This window comes from Streptomyces sp. NPDC086554, assembly GCF_040686095.1.
Classification (GTDB): domain Bacteria; phylum Actinomycetota; class Actinomycetes; order Streptomycetales; family Streptomycetaceae; genus Streptomyces.
Window position 1 is genome coordinate 1 of record NZ_JBFBJK010000022.1, and the last position, 19,998, is coordinate 19,998.

21 protein-coding genes are annotated in these 19,998 nt (G+C 69.6%); 13 read left to right on the forward strand and 8 right to left on the reverse strand.

Going from position 1 to position 19,998, the window contains the following annotated elements; genetic code table 11:
- The first annotated feature begins 104 nt into the window (after window positions 1-104).
- Both AB0O76_RS31275 and AB0O76_RS31280 read left to right on the forward strand, forming a co-directional pair.
- The gene (locus AB0O76_RS31275) at window positions 105-539 is read left to right on the forward strand and encodes a transcriptional repressor (RefSeq protein WP_365497867.1); all 435 of its coding nucleotides are present in this window, start codon (window positions 105-107) and stop codon (window positions 537-539) included.
- Window positions 540-609: 70 nt separating this feature from the next.
- On the forward strand, window positions 610-1,575 hold the full coding sequence (locus AB0O76_RS31280) for a folate-binding protein (RefSeq protein ID WP_365497870.1): 966 nt from the start codon (window positions 610-612) through the stop codon (window positions 1,573-1,575).
- Between the two features lie 21 nt (window positions 1,576-1,596).
- Here the strand turns inward: AB0O76_RS31280 and dtd are convergent, their stop codons facing one another.
- The gene (gene dtd / locus AB0O76_RS31285; protein WP_365497873.1) at window positions 1,597-2,022 is read right to left on the reverse strand and encodes a D-aminoacyl-tRNA deacylase; all 426 of its coding nucleotides are present in this window, start codon (window positions 2,020-2,022) and stop codon (window positions 1,597-1,599) included.
- A gap of 169 nt (window positions 2,023-2,191) precedes the next feature.
- Here dtd and AB0O76_RS31290 point away from each other — a divergent pair, with 169 nt between their 5' ends.
- From AB0O76_RS31290 to AB0O76_RS31300, 3 genes are all read left to right on the forward strand, one after another.
- A complete protein-coding gene (locus AB0O76_RS31290) occupies window positions 2,192-2,821 on the forward strand; it encodes a hypothetical protein (RefSeq protein WP_365497876.1) in 630 nt (209 codons plus the stop codon).
- Between the two features lie 61 nt (window positions 2,822-2,882).
- Complete coding sequence (locus tag AB0O76_RS31295; RefSeq protein WP_365497879.1) at window positions 2,883-3,845, forward strand: asparaginase; 963 nt, start codon at window positions 2,883-2,885, stop codon at window positions 3,843-3,845.
- A gap of 104 nt (window positions 3,846-3,949) precedes the next feature.
- Window positions 3,950-5,200 carry a GNAT family N-acetyltransferase gene (locus AB0O76_RS31300; RefSeq protein ID WP_365497882.1) on the forward strand — a complete coding sequence of 417 codons (1,251 nt, stop codon included), beginning with the start codon at window positions 3,950-3,952 and terminating at the stop codon, window positions 5,198-5,200.
- A gap of 78 nt (window positions 5,201-5,278) precedes the next feature.
- On the opposite strand, the gene AB0O76_RS31305 is transcribed toward AB0O76_RS31300, so the two are convergent.
- Window positions 5,279-5,464, reverse strand: a complete 186-nt coding sequence (locus AB0O76_RS31305) for a hypothetical protein (protein WP_360776410.1) — start codon at window positions 5,462-5,464, stop codon at window positions 5,279-5,281.
- 240 nt (window positions 5,465-5,704) lie between these two features.
- On the opposite strand from AB0O76_RS31305, the gene AB0O76_RS31310 reads away from it, so the two are divergent.
- On the forward strand, window positions 5,705-6,580 hold the full coding sequence (locus AB0O76_RS31310; RefSeq protein ID WP_365497885.1) for a GntR family transcriptional regulator: 876 nt from the start codon (window positions 5,705-5,707) through the stop codon (window positions 6,578-6,580).
- 25 nt (window positions 6,581-6,605) lie between these two features.
- On the opposite strand, the gene AB0O76_RS31315 is transcribed toward AB0O76_RS31310, so the two are convergent.
- Window positions 6,606-6,794 carry a hypothetical protein gene (locus tag AB0O76_RS31315; protein ID WP_365497888.1) on the reverse strand — a complete coding sequence of 63 codons (189 nt, stop codon included), beginning with the start codon at window positions 6,792-6,794 and terminating at the stop codon, window positions 6,606-6,608.
- Between the two features lie 125 nt (window positions 6,795-6,919).
- On the opposite strand from AB0O76_RS31315, the gene AB0O76_RS31320 reads away from it, so the two are divergent.
- The gene (locus AB0O76_RS31320; RefSeq protein WP_365498282.1) at window positions 6,920-7,813 is read left to right on the forward strand and encodes a GntR family transcriptional regulator; all 894 of its coding nucleotides are present in this window, start codon (window positions 6,920-6,922) and stop codon (window positions 7,811-7,813) included.
- 26 nt (window positions 7,814-7,839) lie between these two features.
- Window positions 7,840-8,553, forward strand: a complete 714-nt coding sequence (locus AB0O76_RS31325; protein ID WP_365497891.1) for an HAD family hydrolase — start codon at window positions 7,840-7,842, stop codon at window positions 8,551-8,553.
- Window positions 8,554-8,565: 12 nt separating this feature from the next.
- Here AB0O76_RS31325 and AB0O76_RS31330 read toward each other — a convergent pair whose 3' ends face one another.
- Window positions 8,566-8,748: a hypothetical protein gene (locus AB0O76_RS31330; RefSeq protein WP_365497894.1), complete on the reverse strand. Its 183-nt coding sequence runs from the start codon at window positions 8,746-8,748 to the stop codon at window positions 8,566-8,568.
- A gap of 166 nt (window positions 8,749-8,914) precedes the next feature.
- Here AB0O76_RS31330 and AB0O76_RS31335 point away from each other — a divergent pair, with 166 nt between their 5' ends.
- Together AB0O76_RS31335 and AB0O76_RS31340 are read left to right on the forward strand one after the other, a co-directional pair.
- Entirely contained in the window at window positions 8,915-9,778 is an 864-nt protein-coding gene (locus AB0O76_RS31335) for a winged helix-turn-helix domain-containing protein (RefSeq protein WP_365497897.1), read from the forward strand.
- Between the two features lie 133 nt (window positions 9,779-9,911).
- Window positions 9,912-11,876: a phosphotransferase gene (locus AB0O76_RS31340; RefSeq protein WP_365497900.1), complete on the forward strand. Its 1,965-nt coding sequence runs from the start codon at window positions 9,912-9,914 to the stop codon at window positions 11,874-11,876.
- Here the strand turns inward: AB0O76_RS31340 and AB0O76_RS31345 are convergent.
- Window positions 11,857-12,603: an ABC transporter permease gene (locus AB0O76_RS31345; protein ID WP_365497903.1), complete on the reverse strand. Its 747-nt coding sequence runs from the start codon at window positions 12,601-12,603 to the stop codon at window positions 11,857-11,859. The two genes, AB0O76_RS31340 and AB0O76_RS31345, sit on opposite strands and share 20 nt — an antisense overlap.
- Window positions 12,596-13,552 (reverse strand): ATP-binding cassette domain-containing protein, encoded by a 957-nt coding sequence (locus tag AB0O76_RS31350; protein ID WP_365497906.1) that lies wholly within the window; start codon window positions 13,550-13,552, stop codon window positions 12,596-12,598. Before AB0O76_RS31350 ends, AB0O76_RS31345 begins: the two co-directional genes overlap by 8 nt.
- 107 nt (window positions 13,553-13,659) lie before the next feature.
- Between AB0O76_RS31350 and AB0O76_RS31355 the strand changes: the two genes are divergently transcribed.
- Window positions 13,660-14,454: a TetR/AcrR family transcriptional regulator gene (locus AB0O76_RS31355; protein ID WP_365497909.1), complete on the forward strand. Its 795-nt coding sequence runs from the start codon at window positions 13,660-13,662 to the stop codon at window positions 14,452-14,454.
- 24 nt (window positions 14,455-14,478) lie between these two features.
- Here the strand turns inward: AB0O76_RS31355 and AB0O76_RS31360 are convergent, their stop codons facing one another.
- A complete protein-coding gene (locus AB0O76_RS31360) occupies window positions 14,479-15,132 on the reverse strand; it encodes a TetR/AcrR family transcriptional regulator (protein WP_365497912.1) in 654 nt (217 codons plus the stop codon).
- Between the two features lie 84 nt (window positions 15,133-15,216).
- Here AB0O76_RS31360 and AB0O76_RS31365 point away from each other — a divergent pair, with 84 nt between their 5' ends.
- Together AB0O76_RS31365 and AB0O76_RS31370 are read left to right on the forward strand one after the other, a co-directional pair.
- Window positions 15,217-17,352 carry an AAA family ATPase gene (locus tag AB0O76_RS31365; RefSeq protein WP_365497915.1) on the forward strand — a complete coding sequence of 712 codons (2,136 nt, stop codon included), beginning with the start codon at window positions 15,217-15,219 and terminating at the stop codon, window positions 17,350-17,352.
- Between the two features lie 162 nt (window positions 17,353-17,514).
- The gene (locus AB0O76_RS31370; protein ID WP_365497918.1) at window positions 17,515-18,357 is read left to right on the forward strand and encodes an SRPBCC family protein; all 843 of its coding nucleotides are present in this window, start codon (window positions 17,515-17,517) and stop codon (window positions 18,355-18,357) included.
- 100 nt (window positions 18,358-18,457) lie between these two features.
- On the opposite strand, the gene AB0O76_RS31375 is transcribed toward AB0O76_RS31370, so the two are convergent.
- Window positions 18,458-19,933: a penicillin-binding protein 2 gene (locus AB0O76_RS31375; protein WP_365497921.1), complete on the reverse strand. Its 1,476-nt coding sequence runs from the start codon at window positions 19,931-19,933 to the stop codon at window positions 18,458-18,460.
- Window positions 19,934-19,998 lie beyond the last annotated feature (65 nt).

Consider the following 19,998-nt stretch of genomic DNA (forward strand, 5'->3'; position numbering starts at 1 on the left):
CTCCGCCTTGCAGCTGCACGCACCAGGGCCCGCTCGGCCCTGCTGAATCGGCACCCGGCGCGAAGACCGGCCTGACCCATCGGACAGGCCCTAGACTCCAAGGTGTGGTGAGCACCGACTGGAAGAGCGACCTGCGGCAGCGCGGCTACCGGCTGACGCCGCAGCGCCAGCTTGTCCTCGAGGCCGTCGACACCCTTGAGCACGCGACCCCCGACGACATCCTCTGCGAAGTGCGGAGGACGGCGTCGGGGATCAACATTTCCACGGTGTACCGGACGCTGGAGCTCCTGGAGGAGCTCGGCCTGGTCAGCCACGCGCACCTGGGGCACGGGGCGCCGACGTACCACCTGGCCGATCGCCACCACCACATGCACCTGGTCTGCCGGGACTGCACGAACGTCATCGAGGCCGATGTCTCCGTCGCGGCGGAGTTCACCGCGAAGCTGCGGGACAGCTTCGGCTTCGACACCGACCTGAAGCACTTCGCGATCTTCGGGCGCTGCGAGAACTGTTCGGCCAAGGGACAGACCAAGGAATAGGCCGAGGAACAGACCGAGGAACAGGCCGAGGAATAAGCGTGCGGTCTACCGGGTCGTAGTGTTGGTGAACATGAAGAGCCCCCTCCTGTCCCTGCCCGGCGCCGTCCCCGCCGAGGGCGTGGACGAAGGCGTCGCCGCCCACTACGGCGATCTGTTCCGTGAGCAGCGCGCCCTCGCCGACGGCACCGGTCTCGTGGACCTCTCGCACCGCGGCGTCGTCACCGTCTCAGGACCCGACCGGCTGAGCTGGCTGCATCTGCTGCTCACCCAGCATGTGAGCGAGCTGCCCGCGGGCCGGGCCACCGAGGCGCTGATCCTCTCCGCGCACGGCCACATCGAGCACCACCTCGCCCTCGTCGACGACGGCGAGACGGTGTGGGCGCACGTCGAGCCCGGCACGCAGGACGCGCTGGTCGCGTACCTGGAGAGCATGAAGTTCTACAACCGGGTCGAAGTCGCCGACCGCACGGCCGAGTTCGCGGTCGTGCACCTGCCGGCCGGTTCGATCGCGCCGGTCCCGGACGGCGTCGTCGTACGCGAGATGCCGCACGGCAGGGACCTGTTCCTGCCGCGTACGTCCCTTGAGTCGTACGCCGACGAGAACGGCCCGGCGATCGGCATCCTCGCCCACGAGGCGCTGCGCGTGGAGGCGCACCGGCCGCGGCTCGGCTTCGAGACCGACCACCGCACGATCCCGCACGAGCTGGGCTGGATCGGCTCGGCGGTGCATCTGCAGAAGGGCTGCTACCGCGGCCAGGAGACGGTCGCCCGCGTCCAGAACCTGGGCAAGCCGCCGCGCCGCCTGGTCTTCCTGCACCTGGACGGCAGCGAGGTGCATCTGCCGGTGGCCGGCACGGAGCTGCGCCTGGCCTCCGAGGGCGATGAGGGCCGCAAGCTGGGCTTCATCACGACGGCCGTACGCCACCACGAGCTGGGCCCGATCGCGCTTGGTCTCATCAAGCGGAACGTACCGGTGGACGCGGAGCTGGTCGCGGGCACGACGGCTGCGGCGCAGGAGGTCGTGGTCGAGCCGTAGGGGATCGGGGTGGGCGGGCGGTCACATCTCCAGCAGCACCGTGAACGGCCCGTCGTTCGTCAGCGAGACCCGCATCTGGGCGCCAAAGCGGCCGCAGGCGACCGTGGCGCCCAGCGCTCGCAGCTGGGCGACCACCTCGTCGACGAGGGGCTCGGCGACATCGCCGGGTGCGGCGGCGTTCCAGGTGGGCCTCCGGCCCTTCCGCGCATCGCCGTACAGCGTGAACTGGCTGATGACAAGGAGCGGCGCGTCGATGTCCGAGCAGGACTTCTCGTCCGCCAGCATCCGAACGGACCAGAGTTTGCGGGCCAGTTGGGCCGCCTTCTCCTTGGTGTCCTCGTGGGTGACTCCCACGAGGACGCAGAGCCCTTCGCCCTTGATCTCGCCGACCGTCTCGCCGCCGACGACGACGCTCGCCCCGTCCACCCTCTGCACCACAGCACGCATACGGACCATCATGCCGTGCCCCGTACGGCGGCGACGCCTTGCTCCAAGGCGTGCACCTGAACCCCCCATCTGGGGCCGATTGGGGGCACTCGCTCACATAGCGGCCACCCGGGGTGGCACCATGCTCACACGCGGTGTACCGCGCCGGTCGAGGGGACGGTAGAGCCACATGAGCACACCAAGTACGGGGCAGCCGCCCGGACCTGTGTCGCTGACCCGCATGAGCGTCGCACGACGTACGAACGTGCCGCGTCCGCCCACGCAGCGCACGGGCAGCCCGGTACTGCCCGATCAGGTGGAGCACGATCTGTCCGCGCTGCTCCTGCGGGAACTGCGCGAGCTGCGCCGTGACGCGCAGCAGAACGAGGCGGATCTCAGTTACGTACGACGCCTGCTGCAGGGACGGATCGACATCCTGCGGGCAGAGGCGGCCCGGCGCAGGGACCCGCAGGCGCCGGACCCGCGAGGGAAGGCCGGTCCTGTCGTCGACCGGCTCTCGGAGATCCTCAGGGACGCCCCGGCCCGGCACCGCTCGTCGGCCCGCCATGTGACGCTCGGCACCCCGCACAGCGCGGAGTACGGCCTGCTTGCCACGGAGATGCTGGCCGAGGTCGAGCTCTCCGACCTGGAGGCCCGTACGGACGACGAGCTGCACACCGCCATGGGGCGGCTCGTCCGCTGCGAACAGCAGGTTTCCTGGCGCCGACAGGAGCTGCAGCGTACGGCGGACGATTGCAGTGCGGAGATCGCCCGCAGGTACCGTGAAGGCGAAGCACAAGTAGACGATCTGCTCTCGTGACCCGGTGATCCCGGCTTCCGCGGGCGGCCGTCACGCCACCTCCGCCCCGGAAGGCCGAAACATGACCTCCACCGCTGCCCCTCTCATACCTCCGGTCCTCGCCGAGGTCGTACGCTCCGGCTTCGTCGAGGGCCGTCACAGGGGAAGCCTGGTGCTGCTCGCGGCCGACGGCAGCGTGGATCTGGCGATGGGGGATGTGACGGCGCCGGTCTTCCCGCGTTCGGCGAACAAGCCGATGCAGGCCGCGGCGATTCTGCGGGCGGGGCTCGACCTCTCCGGTGAGCGCCTCGCGCTGGCCGCGGCCAGCCACTCCGGTGAGGGCTTCCACCGGGATCTCGTCCAGAAGATGCTGGCGGAGAACAGCCTGACCGCGGCGGATCTGCAGTGCCCGCCGGATCTGCCGCTCGACCCGGTCGAGGCCGAGACATATCTGGCAGCGGGTGCCGTTCGTGACCGGGTCACGATGAACTGCTCGGGCAAGCACACGGCGATGCTGGCGGTCTGCGAGCTGAACGGCTGGCCCACCGACTCCTACCTCGACCCGGAGCACCCGCTCCAGCGGCTGATCCTGACGGTCGTCGAGGAGGCGGCGGGGGAGCAGGTCGCCTCCGTCGGCACGGACGGCTGCGGCGCGCCCCTGATGGCGATATCCCTCACCGGCCTCGCCCGCGCCTTCCGCCACTTCGTCCTGGCCTCCGAGGACAGCGCCGAGCGCCGGGTCGCGGACGCGATGCGGGCCCATCCCGAGTACGTTGCCGGGACGCGCCGCCCGGACACCTGGATCATGCGGGAGCTGCCGGGCGCCCTGTCCAAGATGGGCGCCGAGGCGGTCCAGGCCCTCGCCCTGCCGGACGGCCGCGCGCTGGCCTTCAAGGTGGACGACGGCGGGCTGCGGGCGCTGGGGCCGGTCCTTGCGAGGGCGCTGAGCTTGGCGGGTGTGGAGGCGGACGTCCTCTCCAGGGTGGGGCGTGTGCCGCTGCTCGGCGGGGCCGCGGAGGTGGGGGAGATCCGGGCGGCGTTCTAGCGCCCCCGAAGGGGCGCGGGGAACTGCGCGACCAGCCACGACAGACCTGCGGCCGAAGAAGAAACCGGATGCGACCCAGACGGCCCCCGGCCTAGCGTGATCCCATGAGCGACATCACCGTCAGGCCCATCGCAGATGACGAGCTGCCGGAGTGGATCCGTGCCTGCAACGCGGGGTTCCTGCGCCCCTTGGCGACGGTCTCCGACGAGGTCGTCGCCAACCGCAGGGCGAGCATCGACTACGCCCGTACCCTCGCCGCCTTCGACGGTGACCGCATCGTCGCGACCTTCAGGTCGTTCCCACAGGAGCTGACCCCGCCCGGCGGCACCCCTGTCCCCGCCGACGCCGTCTCGAACGTTACCGTCTCCCCGACGCACCGCCGCCGCGGCCTCCTCAGCCGCATGATGGCCGCCGACCTCACCGCGGCCAAGGAGCGCGGAGACATGGTCGCCACGCTCATCTCCGCGGAGTACCCGATCTACGGACGGTACGGATTCGGGCCCGCCACGGTCGTCACCGAGTGGGTCATCGACGTACCGCGGGCCGGGCTCGACGCGCGCTGGGCGGGTCCGTCCGACGGCGCCCGTATCGACCTCGTCGACGGCGGCGACGTACGCAAGGAAGGTCCCGCGCTGCACGACCGGATGCGGGCAGGCCGGCACGGTGTGATCGACCGCGACGAGCGCTGGTGGCTGCGGAACACCGGGCAGCTGATCACCCCCGAGGACCCGTGGACCGAGCCCTTCTACGCGCTTTACCGCTCGGCGTCCGGCGAGGTCGAGGGTCTGGTGGCGTACAAGACGGACGACAAGTGGAGCGACGCGAGCCAGCCGCAGAACACGCTGACCGTGCTCGGCCTGATCGCCACGACGACCGCCGCCGAGCGCGACCTGTGGCGCTACCTCTGCTCGATCGACTGGGTGAGCACGGTCAAGACGGACAACCGCGCCCCCGACGACCTGCTCCCGCTGTTCCTGCCCGACCCGCGCGCCGCCCGCCTCAACCGGCAGTCGGACTGGCTCTGGGTGCGGATCCTGGATGTCGTACGGGCGCTGGAATCGCGTACGTACGGGACGGCGGGGTCTCTGGTGCTCGAGATCGCCGACCCCGCGGGTTTCGCTGCCGGGCGCTACCGGCTCGACGCGACACCGGACGGGGCGGTCTGTGCACCGACCGCGGACCCGGCCGAACTGTCCCTCGATGTCGGCGAGTTGGGGACGCTGTGGCTCGGTGACGAGTCCGCGGTGCGGCTGGCCGGGGCGGGGCGGGTGACTCAGGAGCGGGCGGGCGCGGCCGCTGCCGCCGACTCGCTGTTCCGTACACCCAGGCGCCCGTGGTGCCCGGACATCTTCTGATCTCTTCGAGTTGTTCGGTGAAGCGACTGACCGGACTCCCGGCTCCCCTCCGGATGGGAGCCCGGTCAGCCCGTCCGGTCAGCCCGACTGGGCAAGCAGCAGGACGAGGAGCACGGCCCCGACCCCGCTGATCTTGGTGTTCTTGGCTTTGATGCCCACGGTCAGCAGGACGAAGGCGACGATGCCCAACGGTCCGTACTTCCACTGGATGAGCTGCTCGAATCCAATGGCGAGGGCGGCTATGACGATGGCGATGAGCGGCATGACGTTCCCCCTTTCGGGACCCGGCGGGGACCCGGTCCCATCCGGCTGGTAGCCATCCGACGGCCAACGGCTGGTGGCCAACCCCGGAGGGTCCTGCCAGGTTGCCTAAGTTGGCTACCAACTTCATCTGAGTTATCTCCGCGATGGCTCGACTCATAACCACCTTCCGAGCAACTCCCCAAAGATGGCGCGAAGTTGTACTGTTTGGTTGTGAGCCCGGAACATGCCCCCGTCAATGGGATGAAGAGGCCGCACACGTCGCACCGCGACGTGGCCGACGAGTTGCGCGAACGGATCAGGTCCGGTGCGCTTCGGTCGGGCCAACGCATGCCCACCCAGGCGGAGTTGGCCGATGAGTTCGGTGTGGAGCGCGGCGTGATCCGCGAGGCGCTGCGCATTCTGCAGGGAGAGCACCTGCTGGCGAACGTGTCCAAGGGCAGCCCCGCGACGGTCGCCGACACCCGCGGCCGCCCGCCCGCCGGGCCCGGCGGGGTCAAGCCGCAGCCCACCATGGTCGGCCTCGCGCCGCGCATAGCCGCCGCGTTCGAGGCCCCGCACGTAGTGATCGACGCGCTCTGTCTGACCTCCATCTCGCTCACGATGGCGATCGGGGAACCCCTCCGTCAGATTCACGCCGGACAGCGCAAACCGGCCAAGGTCACCGTCAGGGTGCTGCTGCCGAGCCGCAGCATCGACCTCGCCTTCCCGGCGCCGGTGGACAGCGGGGACGACGAGAGCGGCCAGGTGCACCGCCGCTGGCTCGACCAGCGCAATGCGCAGGGGCAGGTCCTTCGCCACAACCTCCTCGCGCTGCGCACCTCGCACGGAATCGACGTGGACGTCTCGTTCCGCGCCCTGCCGTTCACGCCGCCGGTGAAGCTGTACCTGCTCAACGGCTCGGAGGCGCTCTTCGCGTACTACACCCTCATCAAGCAGAGCGAGGAGATCGACCACGAGCACCTGGAGATGTACGACGCCCAGGGCGCGCAGTCGATGCTCTTCCCCTTCCAGCAGGGTGACGGGCTGCGGGACACGACGTTCGTGGAGCAGTCGCATCTGTGGTTCGACGCGCTGTGGGGGACGATCAGCCAGGACCTGGAGCTGGCGCGGGGCTGAAGCGCTCAAGGCTCGGCGCCCTGTGTCACATGGCGGGCCCGGTCATCATCAGCGCGAGGACGACGGCGCCGATGGAACTGCAGGTGGGGCTCTTCGCCTTGATGCCAACGGTGAGCAGCAGCAGTCCGACGATGCCCATGGGCCCGTACTGCCACTGCACGAACTGCTCGAAGGTGACGGCGAACACGGCTGCGAGGAGGGCTATGACGGTCATGGTGGTTCCTCCTTCTGCCATCTTGAGTAAGTTGGCAACCAACTTCACTTAAGTTGTCCCCACTTGGTCCCACGACATAAACAACTTCAAGACAACTGCCGTGAGATGGCGGGGAGTTGTATCGTCTGGTCGTGACCCAGGAGAACGTTGCAGTGAACGGCAGTAGAAAGCTCTCTCCCCAGGACATCGCCGACGCCCTCCGTGACCGCATCCGCTCCGGCGCCCTCAGGCCGGGCGACCGTCTTCCCACGCAAGCGGTGCTCGCGGAGGAGTTCGGCGTGGAACGGGGCACGGTGCGGCAGGCGTTGAAGACGCTGCAGGGGGACGGACTCCTTGCCAACGTGAGCAAGGGGAGTCCGCCGAGGGTGGCGGCGGCGCCGTCGGCGCCGGCCGCGTCGGGGGTGGAACCACAGGCGTCCATGGTCGGCCTCGCGCCCCGCCTTGCGGAGGCGTTCTCGCAGCCGCACGTCCGGATCGACGTGGTGTCCTTCACGGCGGAAACCCTGATGATCGCGCTGGGCGAGCCGGTCCGCCTCATCCACGAGGGCACCCTGCGCCCCGAGTCGATCTCCGTACGCATCCTGCTGCCGAGCAGCGAGATCGACCTGGCCTTCCCGAAGCCGATCGAGGGCGAGGACGAGGGGGGCAGGGTCCACCAGCGCTGGCTCCAACTGCGCAACACTCAGGGTCAGGTCCTTCGCCACAACCTGCTGGCGCTGCGCCAGTCGCACGGCATCGAGGTCGACGTCTCGTTCCGCGCGTTGCCTTTCACGACACCCGTGAAGCTATACCTCCTGAACGGCAGGGAGGCCCTGCTCGCCTACTACACGATCGGGCGCAACACCCTGGACGTCGGCACCACGGAGGTGGAGGCGTACGACGTGGGTGGCCTGGCATCCCCCCTCTTCTCCTTCGAGACGGGGGCGACCCAGCGGGACACGGCATTCGTGGAAGAGTCCCAGAAATGGTTCGACGCCCTCTGGGCAACCATCTCGACGGACCTGACACTCTCTTGGTGACTCCTGATACGACGCAGACTGAGCGGATGGCAGAAGAGACCGAGAAACTTCGAGAACTGATCACTCCCGCCCGTTTCGTGCTCTTCGACTTCGACGGGCCCATCTGCCGCCTCTTCGCCGGGCATTCGGCGAAGAGGATCGCGGAAGAGCTGGTGCGCGGACTCGAGCAACGTGGGCTGCACGGCCTGCTGCCGGACGGGATGCGGGAGGAGGCGGACCCCCAGGCCGTCATGCACGCCGTCGCCGCCCGGCACCCCGGCAGCGATCTGATAGCCGAGGTCGAGGAGCAGCTCAGCGAGCAGGAGCTGCGGGCGACGGCCACCGCGTGGCCCACGCCGTACGCCGACCCGGTGATCCAGACCTGGGTCAATGTCGGCGCCCGGCTCGCCGTCACCACCAACAACTCCGCCCGCGCCGTGGAGAGGTACCTCACCTCCCGGCACCTCAAGCAGTGTTTTGCCCCGCACATCTACGGCCGGACGCAGAACCTCGATCTCCTCAAACCGGACCCGTACTGCCTCAACCGCGCCCTGAGCGCCATGGGCGCCGAACCCTCGGCCGCGCTGATGATCGGCGACACCCCGACGGACTACGAGGCCGCGGTGCGGGCCGGCGTGCACTTCCTGGGCTACGCGCGTAACGACCACAAGGTAGGGCTGCTGCGCGACGCGGGCGTCAAGCACGAGCACATCGTCGGCTCCTTGGAGCCGGTACTCAGCCTGCTCCGATCACGAGGCTGACCCCCCCGTCGGTCAGGCCTGCGCCATCAGCATCATGAACACCACCGCGCCCAGGGCCAGCGTGGTCCCATTGCGCAACCGGAAGCCCGCGACGAGCAGCAAAAAACACAGCAGCCCCATGGGGCCGTACCGCCACTGCACGAACTGTTCCAGGCCGCGGACCACGACGGCCGGCAGCAGTTGGAAGATGACCATGGTCTCTTTTCCTCCCCCTGATCGGATATCTCAGACCAGTCCAATTGGACTGATGGACTGAGTGAGTTGTCCCCTGGTGCGAACATCGATTAACCAACTGGCATATGGCACCGCATAGTTGACTGAAAGCGGCCCGCTTGGCGGCCGGCAGCGGTACCGTCGCCCTGTGGGTGGCGAGCGGCTCGGTTTAGGCGGCAAGGAGTTCCAGCGCGTCCTCGACGAGCTGCGTACGCGGCTGTCCGACGGTACGTACCGGGTGGGCAGCCGGCTGGCCACGCAGCGGAGCCTCGCCGACGAGTTCGACGTCTCGCGCGACACCGTCCAGCGGGTGCTGCGCATCCTGACCACCGAAGGCTGGATCAAGGCACGGCAGGGCAGCGGCGCGCTAGTGATCAAGGTGCCGAAGGTGCACTCCACGTCCCCCGCCGGCGGGCGGGTCCACCTGGGGGAACTCATCGACCGGACCTTCGAGCAGCCCGAGGTCAAGCTCGACGTGTTCACGCTGACCTCCGAATCCCTCGACGCCCATCTGCGCCTGCAGGCAGCGCGCATCCACGCCGAGGAGATCCGGCCGCAGCGGATCACGGTCCGGCTGCTGCTGCCGTCCGAGTCGCTGGATCTGCCCTACCCGCGCGCGAAGGGCGCGCCGGAGGATCCCCGGCCGCAGGAGCGCCTGCGCTCCATCACCCGGGCGCACACACAGTCGCTGCGACGTGTGCTGCAGGAGCTGCGGAGCGAAGGACTGGTGCCCTCCGTGGAGGTCGAGATTCGGCGGGTGCGACTGGAGCCGAGCTTCAAGCTCTATCTGCTGAACGGCACCGCGGCGCTGTTCGGCCCGTACGAAGTGGTGGAGCGCCGCATCCCGCTGGACGACGGCGAGGAGATCGACGCCGTGGACGTGCGCGGCCTGGGTTCCGATCTGATCCACTACGCCAAGGAGGACGGAGCGGGGCCGCTGTCGCAGGGCTCGCTCTTCGTCCGCTCCATGGAGTCCTGGTTCAACTCCTGCTGGGATCTGCTCGCCGAGTAACGCCGAGTGCACGGGCGCGTTAATTCCCATGTTTACTCTCGCCCGTTCGGTTCCCCCGCGTCGTGGGGAAGCGCGGGCGCCACTAGGGTATGCAGCACTTTCGGGGTACGCGCGCGAGCATCAGGAGCGGCACGTGTCGATCAGCACCTGGCCGGACGGATCTGTGATCTTCCGTGCCGTCCGCCCCGTACTCCCCGAGCTGCCGGACCATCTGGTCACTTCGGAGGACCTGGAGGCGCTGCGTTACACGGCCGGCGTACCGATCGCGCGTCTCTGCGAGGACGGAAAACCGGTCGAATCCGCGCTGATCAAGGGCCTCGCAGAACTGCTCGCGCGGCTGGTGCTCGTGCGCAAGGAGTCGCTGCCCGAGCCGACCGGCGGCTGGCCGCACAACGCGAAGGACAGCCGAGGATTCCTGCACGATCTGGCCAGGCGTACGCATACGGGCGACGTGCGGTCCAATTGGGCTGAATTTGGTGGTCTTTTCGCCGCGTTCGGCATTGAGCCGGACGCGCTGATCCGGTGCGCGGAGCGGGCTCCCGCGATGTCACGGCGTCCGTACAGCCTCCTGAACACGGATCTACGCCGGGAGACCACCCTTCTCTCGTACGACCGTGATCAGCCGGTGAGCGTCGACTGGGCGCAGGCGACCTACGGCGACCCCGTGTACGACCTGGCGTCCCACCTGGTGCGTATGCGCTATCCCGAATTCCAGTGGCACGAAGTCATCGAGGCCTGGGTCTTCGCCATGCGCAGACGGAGACCCGCGGCAGTGACCGGAGCCACCAAGGACGTCTGGAGCTATGTCGCCTTCGAGCAGGTCCGGGCGGTCCATCTCGAGGTGATGGAGGCGGCCGAGTCCCTGGGGGACGTGCTCGACAGCGCGCGTCTCGTCGCGGCGGCAGAAACCGTACGCCAGTCCCTGGACGCGGCCGCCCACGCCCTCGGCCTGGCGCGGCCGCCCGGCAGGAACGTGATCGAGTCCGCGCTATTCCGGTGGCAGGCGGCCCGGATCGAGGGTGGGCGCGCGGCGGCGGACAGCGGGCCGCGCCCCGCCTCCGTCCTCAGCTGGGAACCCGACGAACGTGTGCCGGAACGCCCGGACTTCCCCCGCACCGCCGTCCTCGAGGCGCTGGCCGCGGAGGGCGCGGCCCAGCAGCACTGGGTGTTCAAGGGCACCGCCCACCTCAATACGGTGGTGCGGGTGGCCGGCGCCGAGCGCCCTGTCGTGGTGCGCCGCAAGGCCGGCGCCGTGCCGCGTCGCGAGGGAGGCTTCCTCAGCGAACACGCCGTGCTCGCCGCCATCGAGGCGTCCGGGGCCGGGGTCCGGGCGCCGAAGGTCCTCGCGCTCGGGGTGAGCGACCGGGAGGATCCGTTCGCCGTCCACTCCTACGAAGGCCCCGTCGGCTGTGATCAGCCGCCGAACCATCCCATCCACGGATTGCTGCCGCACGAGGCGGACAACCTCGTAGACCAGTTGAACGCCCTCACCCGGGTCGACCACGACCGATTGGACCCGGCAGCGAAGCAATCGGACTTCTACGGCTGGCTCAGCGGCGAACTCGAACGATTCGTGCAGTCTCTGCCCGAGGAGTCCCGGCGCGAGGCCCGTGAGCGAGGCCTCCCCGGCAGCAGCCGACTGCGGGAGATCCTGGGCAGGCATCGCATCACGCCCCGCACGTCCGTACTGCTCCACGGTGATCTCAACCCATGGAACCTCGTGCGGGCCGAGCACGGCCGACTCACCATGATCGACTGGGAGTTGGCCATGATTGGTGACCCCCTGTACGACTTGGTGCGCCATCTCCATCTCACCCCGACAGGCTCGGAGATCCGGCGCCGGATGTTCGAGCGATGGAGCAAGATGCTCCCGGCCGAGTACACCGTGGGGTGGGAGCAGGACTGGCGGGTGTACCGCTGGATCGAGCTCGTCCGGTCCGCCTATGTGGACCTTGACCGATTGGCGACCGGTACCGCCGTGGACAGCCCCAACGTGCGGCGCGCGGTCGATTCGTACGCCATGACGCTGGCCGCCGCCAAGGCTTCCCTCGGCCTGCCCGGTCGGCGTCCGCCCCGCATCACCCCGTCCGCCACCTGAACAACACCCCCGCACCCGCCGCCGAAACCCCCAGAATCCCCGCACACCAAGCCACCGCCACCCAAGGCGTAGTTCCCACAGGCTGGTTGAGGAGCAGGCCCCGGATCGACTCGATGACCTGGGTCACCGGCTGGTGGGTCGCGAACGGCTGGAGCCAGTTCGGCATCGTGTTCGTGGGGACGAAGGCGCTGCTTGGGTAGGGGAGGAAGCCCACGAAGAAGGTGAAGCCTCCCGCCGCTTCGGGGGACTTGGCCAGGAGGCCGACCGTCGCCGAGAGCCAGGACAGGGCCAGGATGAAGGCCAAGAGGACCGCGGTGGCCGCCAGCCAGCCTTGGGGTGTTGCCGAGGGGCGGAAGCCGATCGCGAAAGCCAGGGCCAGGACCAGCGTCATCGCGATCAGGTTGCGCGCCACCGAGGCCAGGACGTGGCCCGTGAGGATCTGCGTGCCGCCGATGTCCAGGGAGCGGAAGCGGTCGATGATGCCGCCCTTGAGGTCCTCCGTGACCGCGAACGCGGTTTTCGACGAACCGAAGCCGGCGCAGAGCAGCAGGACTCCGGGGACCACATACGTCACGTACGCGGGTGTACCCGTGTCGATCGCGCCGCCGAAGAAGTAGACGAAGATCAGGAGCAGCATCACCGGGAGCGCCATCGAGGTGATCAGGGCGTCCACGTTGCGGCGGCTGATGCGGATCGCCCGGCCGGTCATGATCAGGGCTTCAGACATGGGTCAGCCCTTCTGGTTCAGGGCTCGTGAGCGTCAGGAATACGTCGTCCAGCGTTGCCGTGGTCAGGGTGAATGTTCTGAACTGCGTGCAGTCCGGGTCCAGTTCGGAGAGGAGTTCTCGTGCGTCGCGTGCCGTTCCGTCCGTCGGGAAGCCCAGCGTGAGGGTTTCGGGGGTGTGGTGCGTGGCCCGGGTGGCCAGGCGGGCGTAGGCATCCGGCGTCGTCAGTGTCGCGTCCAGGCGGTGGCCCGCCACGCGTGACTTCAGGGCCGCTGCCGAGCCCTCCGCCACGATGCTGCCCTCGTGCAACACCGCTATGTGGTCGGCTAGTTGGTCTGCCTCCTCCAGGTATTGGGTTGTGAGGAAGACCGTCTTGCCGTGCGTCGTCAGGTCGCGTACGAGCCGCCACATCTCCTGGCGGCTGCGCGGGTCCAGGCCCGTCGTCGGCTCGTCCAGGAAGACGACCTCCGGGTCGCCCACCAGGCCCGCCGCGAGGTCGACGCGGCGGCGCATGCCTCCCGAGTACGTGCGCACCAGGCGGTCCGCGGCGTCCAAGAGGCCGAAACGGTCCAGGAGTTCGGCGGCGCGGGCCCGGGCCGCCCGGCGTGGCAGGCCCGCGAGCCTCGCCATCATGCGCAGGTTCTCCGCGCCGGTCTGCGTCTCGTCGACCGCCGCGAACTGGCCGGTGAGGCTGATCGCGCGCCGTACCTCGGCGCGGTGCGTACGGATGTCGTGACCCGCCACCCGTGCCGTGCCCGCGTCGGGGGTGGTGAGCGTGGTGAGGATGCGGACCGCCGTCGTCTTGCCGGCGCCGTTCGGGCCCAGGAGGGCGTAGACCGTGCCGGGGGCGACCTGGAGGTCTACGCCGCGGAGGACCGGGACGGTTCGGGTGCCTTTTCCGTATGACTTGGTCAGTCCGCTGGCCGTGATGGACGCGACTGGTGGAGGCATGAGGGCGAGCCCTTCTCTTCTGCGTAAGGCTTACGCAATACTGAGTAAGGGTTACGCAGAACTACGATGTGCGTCAAGCACGGCAGCTCAGGAGGAGGCGGCGGCGTATGGCGGAGGCGGCGGACGGTGCTGCGGGCGGTACGGGTCTTTCCCCCAGCCTCGAGACCGCCTGGGGGTTGCGCGAGCGGTCGCCCAAGGGGCCGAAGCCCGGCCTGACGCTGGACCGCATCGTCGACGCGGGGATCTCCATCGCGGCCGCTGACGGCATCGGCGCCGTCTCCATGGGGAAGGTCGCGAAGACGCTCGGCGCCTCGCCCATGTCCCTGTACCGGTACGTCTCCTCAAGGGACGAGCTGTACGTCCTGATGCAGGACGCCGCCACGGGAGCGCCTCCCGCGATGCCGGCCGACGTCACGGGGTGGCGGGCCCGCCTGGAGTGGTGGGCGCGGGCCCAGCGCGATGTTCTGCGGGGCAACTTGTGGATCGTCCGTATCCCCATCACTTCGCCGCCCGCGACACCGCACCAGCTGGAGTGGATGGAGCAGGGGCTCGCCGCGCTCGACGACAGTGGCCTTGAAGAGGGCTGGAAGCTGTCGGTGCTCATGCTCGTGAGCGGCTTCGTGCGCAGCGATGTCGCGCTGATGGCCGATCTCGACGCGGGCATGCGGGAGCGGGGGCAGGATCCCGGCGAGGCCATGCGGCGGTACGCGCGGACCGTCGACGCCCTGACCTCGTCCGAACCCGAACGCTTTCCCTCGCTGCGGCGGCTGCTGGGGGCGGGGGTTCTGGATGTGGCCGACGCCGGGGCAGGCGCCGAGGATGCGGAGTTCGACTTCGAGTTCGGGATCGCTCGGGTCTTGGACGGGATTGCCGTGCTGGTGGACAACTCGTCGGGTTCTTAGGGAGGTTGGCCGGTCGGCCGGCCCTCAGCCGTGCTTCGGTGAAAGCCCCGACCGCAGCTGTCCGAACGCCCTGTTCGCCGCCGCCACCGCGTCCGGCCATACCTCGTCCGCGCTCTCGCCCGCGTCGATCCGGCGCCAGTTCTCCATGGCGAGGATGCGTTGTACGGCGATGATCTGGCCGGCGGCGAGGCGAGCGGTGAGGGGGTCGTCGCCGCCTAGGGCCTCGGCCAGGGTCTGTTCCGAGTGGTCCTGGTACTCGTAGAGGCGGGCTACCAGGGACGGTGTCCCGTACAGCAGGCGGTGGAAGGCGCGTACCGCCGGGTGGTCGCAGAGGCCTGTCACCGGGTCCTGGCGTTCGAGGCCGTCGAGGAAGTGGCGCTGAAGGGCGTCCAGGGGGGTGCGCTTGGCGGGGCGGGTCGTGACGACCCTCGCCGCCTCGTCCTGGTGGTCGGCGAAACGGTGGAGGACGAGGTCCTCCTTGGTGGGGAAGTAGCGGAACAGGGTCGGCTTGGAGATGTCGGCCGCCGCGGCCACCTCCGCGACCGGGACCTTCTCGAAGCCCTTCTCCAGGAAGAGCGCGATCGCCGCCTCCGAGACCGCCTGGTACATCCGCTGCTTCTTGCGCTCCCGCAGGCCGGGGGCCCCGGGGGCCCTGGGGGTCGACTCTTCGTCCGTCATGGGGGCAGCGTAGCGCACATGTGATTCGTGGTTACGAATTTTACTCGGCGACAAATTTAACTCGGTTACATTATTCTCGTCGGTATGACGCCCCTCGATGCCCTGCCTGACCCCGACCTCGGCCCCAACCCCGACGCCGGCCTCGACCGCGCCCTCGACCAAGAACGCGGCTACCACGAGGCCTGTCGCGCCGCCCTGACCGGCATGGTCGACGGGGCGCAGGAGCAGGTCATCAGGGGAGCGGACGTCTCCGCGTCCGGCGCCGACGCCGAAGTCCTCGGCTACGAGTTCCGCAGCCACGCCAAAGCGATGCGCGAACTCCCCGAAGCGCCCCTCTTCTTCGGCCGCCTGGACTTCGCCACCGCAGGACCCGCGGCCGACGAGGCGGGCGATCACCGCGGGCAGAGCTACCACATCGGCCGGCTCCGCATCACCGAACATCCCTCCGCCCCGCCCCTGGTGGTCGACTGGCGCGCCCCCGTCTCGCGCGCCTTCTACCAGGCGGGAGCGCGCGACCCGCAGGGCGTCGCCGTCCGCCGCCGCTTCGGCTGGGCGCCCGGCAGCAAGGGCGAATCCGCCGATCTCACCGGCCTGGAGGACGAGCCGCTGGCCGGCGGCGCGCCGATCACCCCGATCACCCCGATCACCCCGGACGCACCGCCCGCGCCGAGCAGCCGCATCCTCACCGGCGAGATCGAGCGGCCCCGCGTCGGACCCATGCGTGACATCGCCGCCACCATTCAGCCCGAGCAGGACGACCTCGTACGCGGTGAGATCGCCGCATCCGTCTGCGTGCAGGGCGCCCCCGGCACCGGGAAGACCGCCGTCGGACTGCACCGCGCCGCGTATCTCCTCTACACCTACCCCCAGCGTGTGCAGCGCGCCGGACTCCTCATCCTCGGCCCCAACCGCACCTTCCTCCGCTACATCGCCGAGGTGCTCCCCTCCCTCGGCGAGACCGGCGTGCGGCAGTCCACCGTCGAGGACGAGATCGCCCGCCCCGCCGCCCCCGTGCGCGCCCGCGACGACGAGGCCGCCGCCCGCGTCAAGCACGACGCCCGGATGGCCGCCGTACTGCGAAGGGCCCTCTACGAGCGCGTCGCGCCGCCCGCCAACTCCCTTGCCGTACCCGAAGGTTCGTACACCTGGCGGGTCCCGCTCGACGATCTTGAGCGGATCATCGAGGACGTGCGCGCGGAGGAACCCCCGTACGCCGTCGGGCGTGAACGCGTCCGCACCCGCGCCGTCCGGCACATCCAGCTCCAGGCCGAGCGCCGCGCAGGCGCCGTGAACAACGCCTGGCTGCAGAAGATCTCCCGGGCCCGCCCCGTGTCCGCCTTCGTCGACGCGGCCTGGCCGAGGACGCGGCCCGAAGAGGTGCTCGCAGCCCTGCTCGCCGACCCGGAAGCGCTCGCCGCCGCGGCCGACGGCGTCCTCACGGCTGAGGAGCAGCGGGCAATCGGCTGGGGCAAGGCGCCACGCTCGTACAAGTCGGCGAAGTGGTCCGCCGCCGATCTCGTCCTGCTCGACGAGCTCGCGGGGCTCATCGAACGGCCCGAGGGGTACGGCCATATCGTCGTCGACGAGGCGCAGGACCTCTCGCCGATGGAGGCCCGCGCGATCGCCCGCCGCGCCGACTTCGGCTCGCTCACGGTCCTCGGCGACCTCGCGCAGGGCACGACACCGTGGGCCGCCCGCGACTGGCCCGGACTCCTCGCCCATCTGGGGAAGCCGGATGCCGTCGTCGCCCCGTTGACCACCGGCTTCCGCGTCCCGAAGGCGGTTGTGGGCCTCGCCAACCGCGTCCTCGCCACCCTCGACGTCGATGTGCCGCCCGCCCGATCCCTGCGGGGCGATGGTGAGTTGACCATCCGGGAGGTACGGGACATCGGCGCGGCCGCCGTCGACGCGGTGCGCGCCGCGCTGACCCGCGAGGGTTCCGTCGGCGTCATCGCTGCCGACGCCGACACTCCCGGCCTCCGCGAGGCCCTCACCGCCGCGGGCATCGAGAGCGCGGGCCCGGACGAGCTGGGCGCGCGTGTCACGGTGCTGCCCGCGTCTGTCGCGAAGGGCCTTGAGTACGACCACGTGGTCGCCGTCGAACCAGCGGCCATCGCGGAGGCGGAGAGCCGCGGCCCGAGCCGTCTGTACGTGGTCCTGACCAGGGCGGTTTCCCGGCTCGACGTGCTGCACAGCAGGGGGCTGCCGTGGGAGGAGTGACGGGGCGGGGCGTTGAGGCGCTGGTCGGTCAGGCCTGCGGCCTCACCGAGGAGGTGCCCGACGTCGCCTGGGAGCCGGGCGCGCGCATCACACTCTGCTACGAGACCGTTACGGTTGGCTCATCCGGCTGGTGAGCCTCGATGTGATGGACGGTGACTCCTCATGAACCCGCACTCCGACACCCTCGGCCCCGCCGACGACGGCCGGCACAGCGTCCTGCGGATGGAGCGCCGCCTCGCGCACCCGCCCGCCAAGGTGTGGGCCGCGATCACCCGACCCGCGCACCTGGCCAACTGGTTCCCCTCCGAGGTGACGCTTGAGCTGAAGCCGGGCGGTGCGATGGGGTTCCACTTCCCCGGCGACGAGGGTCCCGGCATGACCGGCGAGGTCACCGACGCCGATGAGCCCCGCCTCTTCGCGTTCAGCTGGGGCGACGACCATCTGCGCTGGGAGATCGCCCCTGACGGGGACGGCGGCTCGCTCCTCACCCTCGAGCACACCTTCGGCGACCGCTTCGGCGCCGCGAGCTTCGCCTCCGGCTGGCACCTGTGCCTCTCGGCGCTCGGCCAGTTCCTCGACGGCAGCGGGGCCGAGGTGAGCCAGGACGCGGGGGAGCTGCACGAGGCGTATCTGGAGCAGTTCGACCTCGGTCACGGCGAGGTGACCGGCGACGGCATCCGTTTCGAGCGGCAGCTGGTCCGGTTCGCGGACCGGGTGTGGGCCGAACTCTGCGCGGGCGAGGAGCCGTTGGAGGGCGACACCGCGCCCGACGGGTTCCTCGCGGACGGCATCTCGGCGGGTCCGGTCACCTCGGTGTCGGCGCCGACTTCACTGACGTACGCCGTGCACCCGAAGGGCGAGGTGCGGTGGGAGTTCGGCGAGGGCACGGGCCACGGGGCTCGGCTGGTCCTTACGCAGACGGGAGCCATGGACGACGCGGATGCTGTGCTGGCGGCCTGGCACGCGCGGATCGAGCGGCTGGCGGGTCAACTGCTGGAGGCGTGACAGCGCCCCGAAGGGGCGCGGGGCTCTGACATGTGCGGCTCCGCCGCGTGGGCGCGACCAGCCACAACGCACCCGCAGACGCATACGAACCGTGATGCGCTCAGTCGTCCAGCACCGCCTCCATAACCGACTTAGCGATCGGCCCCCCAAGCCGCCCACCCGCGATCTCCGACCGCGGGATATCCATGTCCTTCGGGTCCACGAACACCGCCACCGCGACCGGCGAAGAGCCATCGTCCAGCTTGGCGTAGGAGATGAACCAGGCGTACGGGCGCTCGTCGTTGACGTTCGAGCCGTGCTGCGCGGTACCGGTCTTGCCGCCGACGGTGACGCCGTCGATCTGGGCCTTGTTCGCCGTGCCCTTGTCGACGGTGTGCTCCATCATCTTCTGCACCTTCTGCGCGGTGTCCGCGGAGACGGCCTGGCTGAGCTCTTCGGGCTTGCCCTTCTCGATCGCCGACAGGTCGGGGCCGCGCAGCTCCTCGACCATGTACGGCTTCATCAGCTTGCCGTCGTTGGCGAGCCCCGCGGCGACCATCGCCATCTGCAGCGGCGTACTGGTGAGAGAGCCCTGGCCCATGCCGGTCAGCGCGGTCTGCGGCTTGTCGAGGTCCTCCGGGTAGCTGCTCGCAGACGAGCGGACGGGGATGAACTGCTCCTCGTTGAAGCCGAACTTCTCCGCCGTCTCGCGCATGTCGTCGTCGCCGACCTTCAGCGCGGTGTCGAGGAAGACGTTGTTGCACGACCACTGCATGCCGACCTTCAGGGACGCCTTGTCGCAGGGCGCGCCCGGCACGTCGTTGCCGATCGTGGTGGAGCTGAGCGGCAGCTTGTAGGGGGCCTTGGCGCCGGTCGGCTTGTCGATGTCGTCGATCACGCCGTGCTCCAGAGCGGCGGCCGCGGTGAGGACCTTGAAGGTGGAGCCCGGCGGATAGATCTCGCGCAGTGCCCGGTTGGACAGCGGCTTGTCCTTGTTCTTGCTGAGCCGGGTGAACTCCTTGCCCTCCTTCGCCGAGATCCCGGCGAAGGAGGAAGGGTCGTACGAAGGAGTGCTTGCCATCGCGAGCACCTTGCCGGTGCGCGGGTCGAGCGCGACCACTGCGCCGCGCGCGTCGAGATCCACCAGGCCCTGGTAGGCGGCCCGTTGGGCCTTCGGGTCGATGGTCGTGATGACGTCGCCGCCGCGCCGCTTCTCGCCGGTCAGCATGTCCAGGGTGCGGCGGATGAAGAGCCGGTCGTCGTCACCGCTCAGCACGCCGTTGTGCACGCCCTCCAGGAACGTACCGCCCTGGGCCTGCGAGAAGTAGCCGGTGACCGGGGCGTACATGGGGCCTTCCTTGAAGACCCGCTGGTACTTGAAGTCCGTCCCGCTGACTTCCTTGGACCCGGTGATCGGCTTGCCGCCGACGATGATGTCGCCCCGGGGGTGCGAGAAGGCCTCGATCTGGACGCGGCGGTTCTTCTCGTGGGTCGAGAGCTTGTCGCTCTCGGCGAACTGGATCCACGTCGCGCGCAGCAGCAGGGCGAGCGTGAGCACGCCGCAGAAGATGGCTATGCGGCGCAGCGGCTTGTTCATGCGGTCCCCCCAAGACCCGTGACACCAGGACGTGATGCCGATCCATCATGTGCACGGGTCCATCA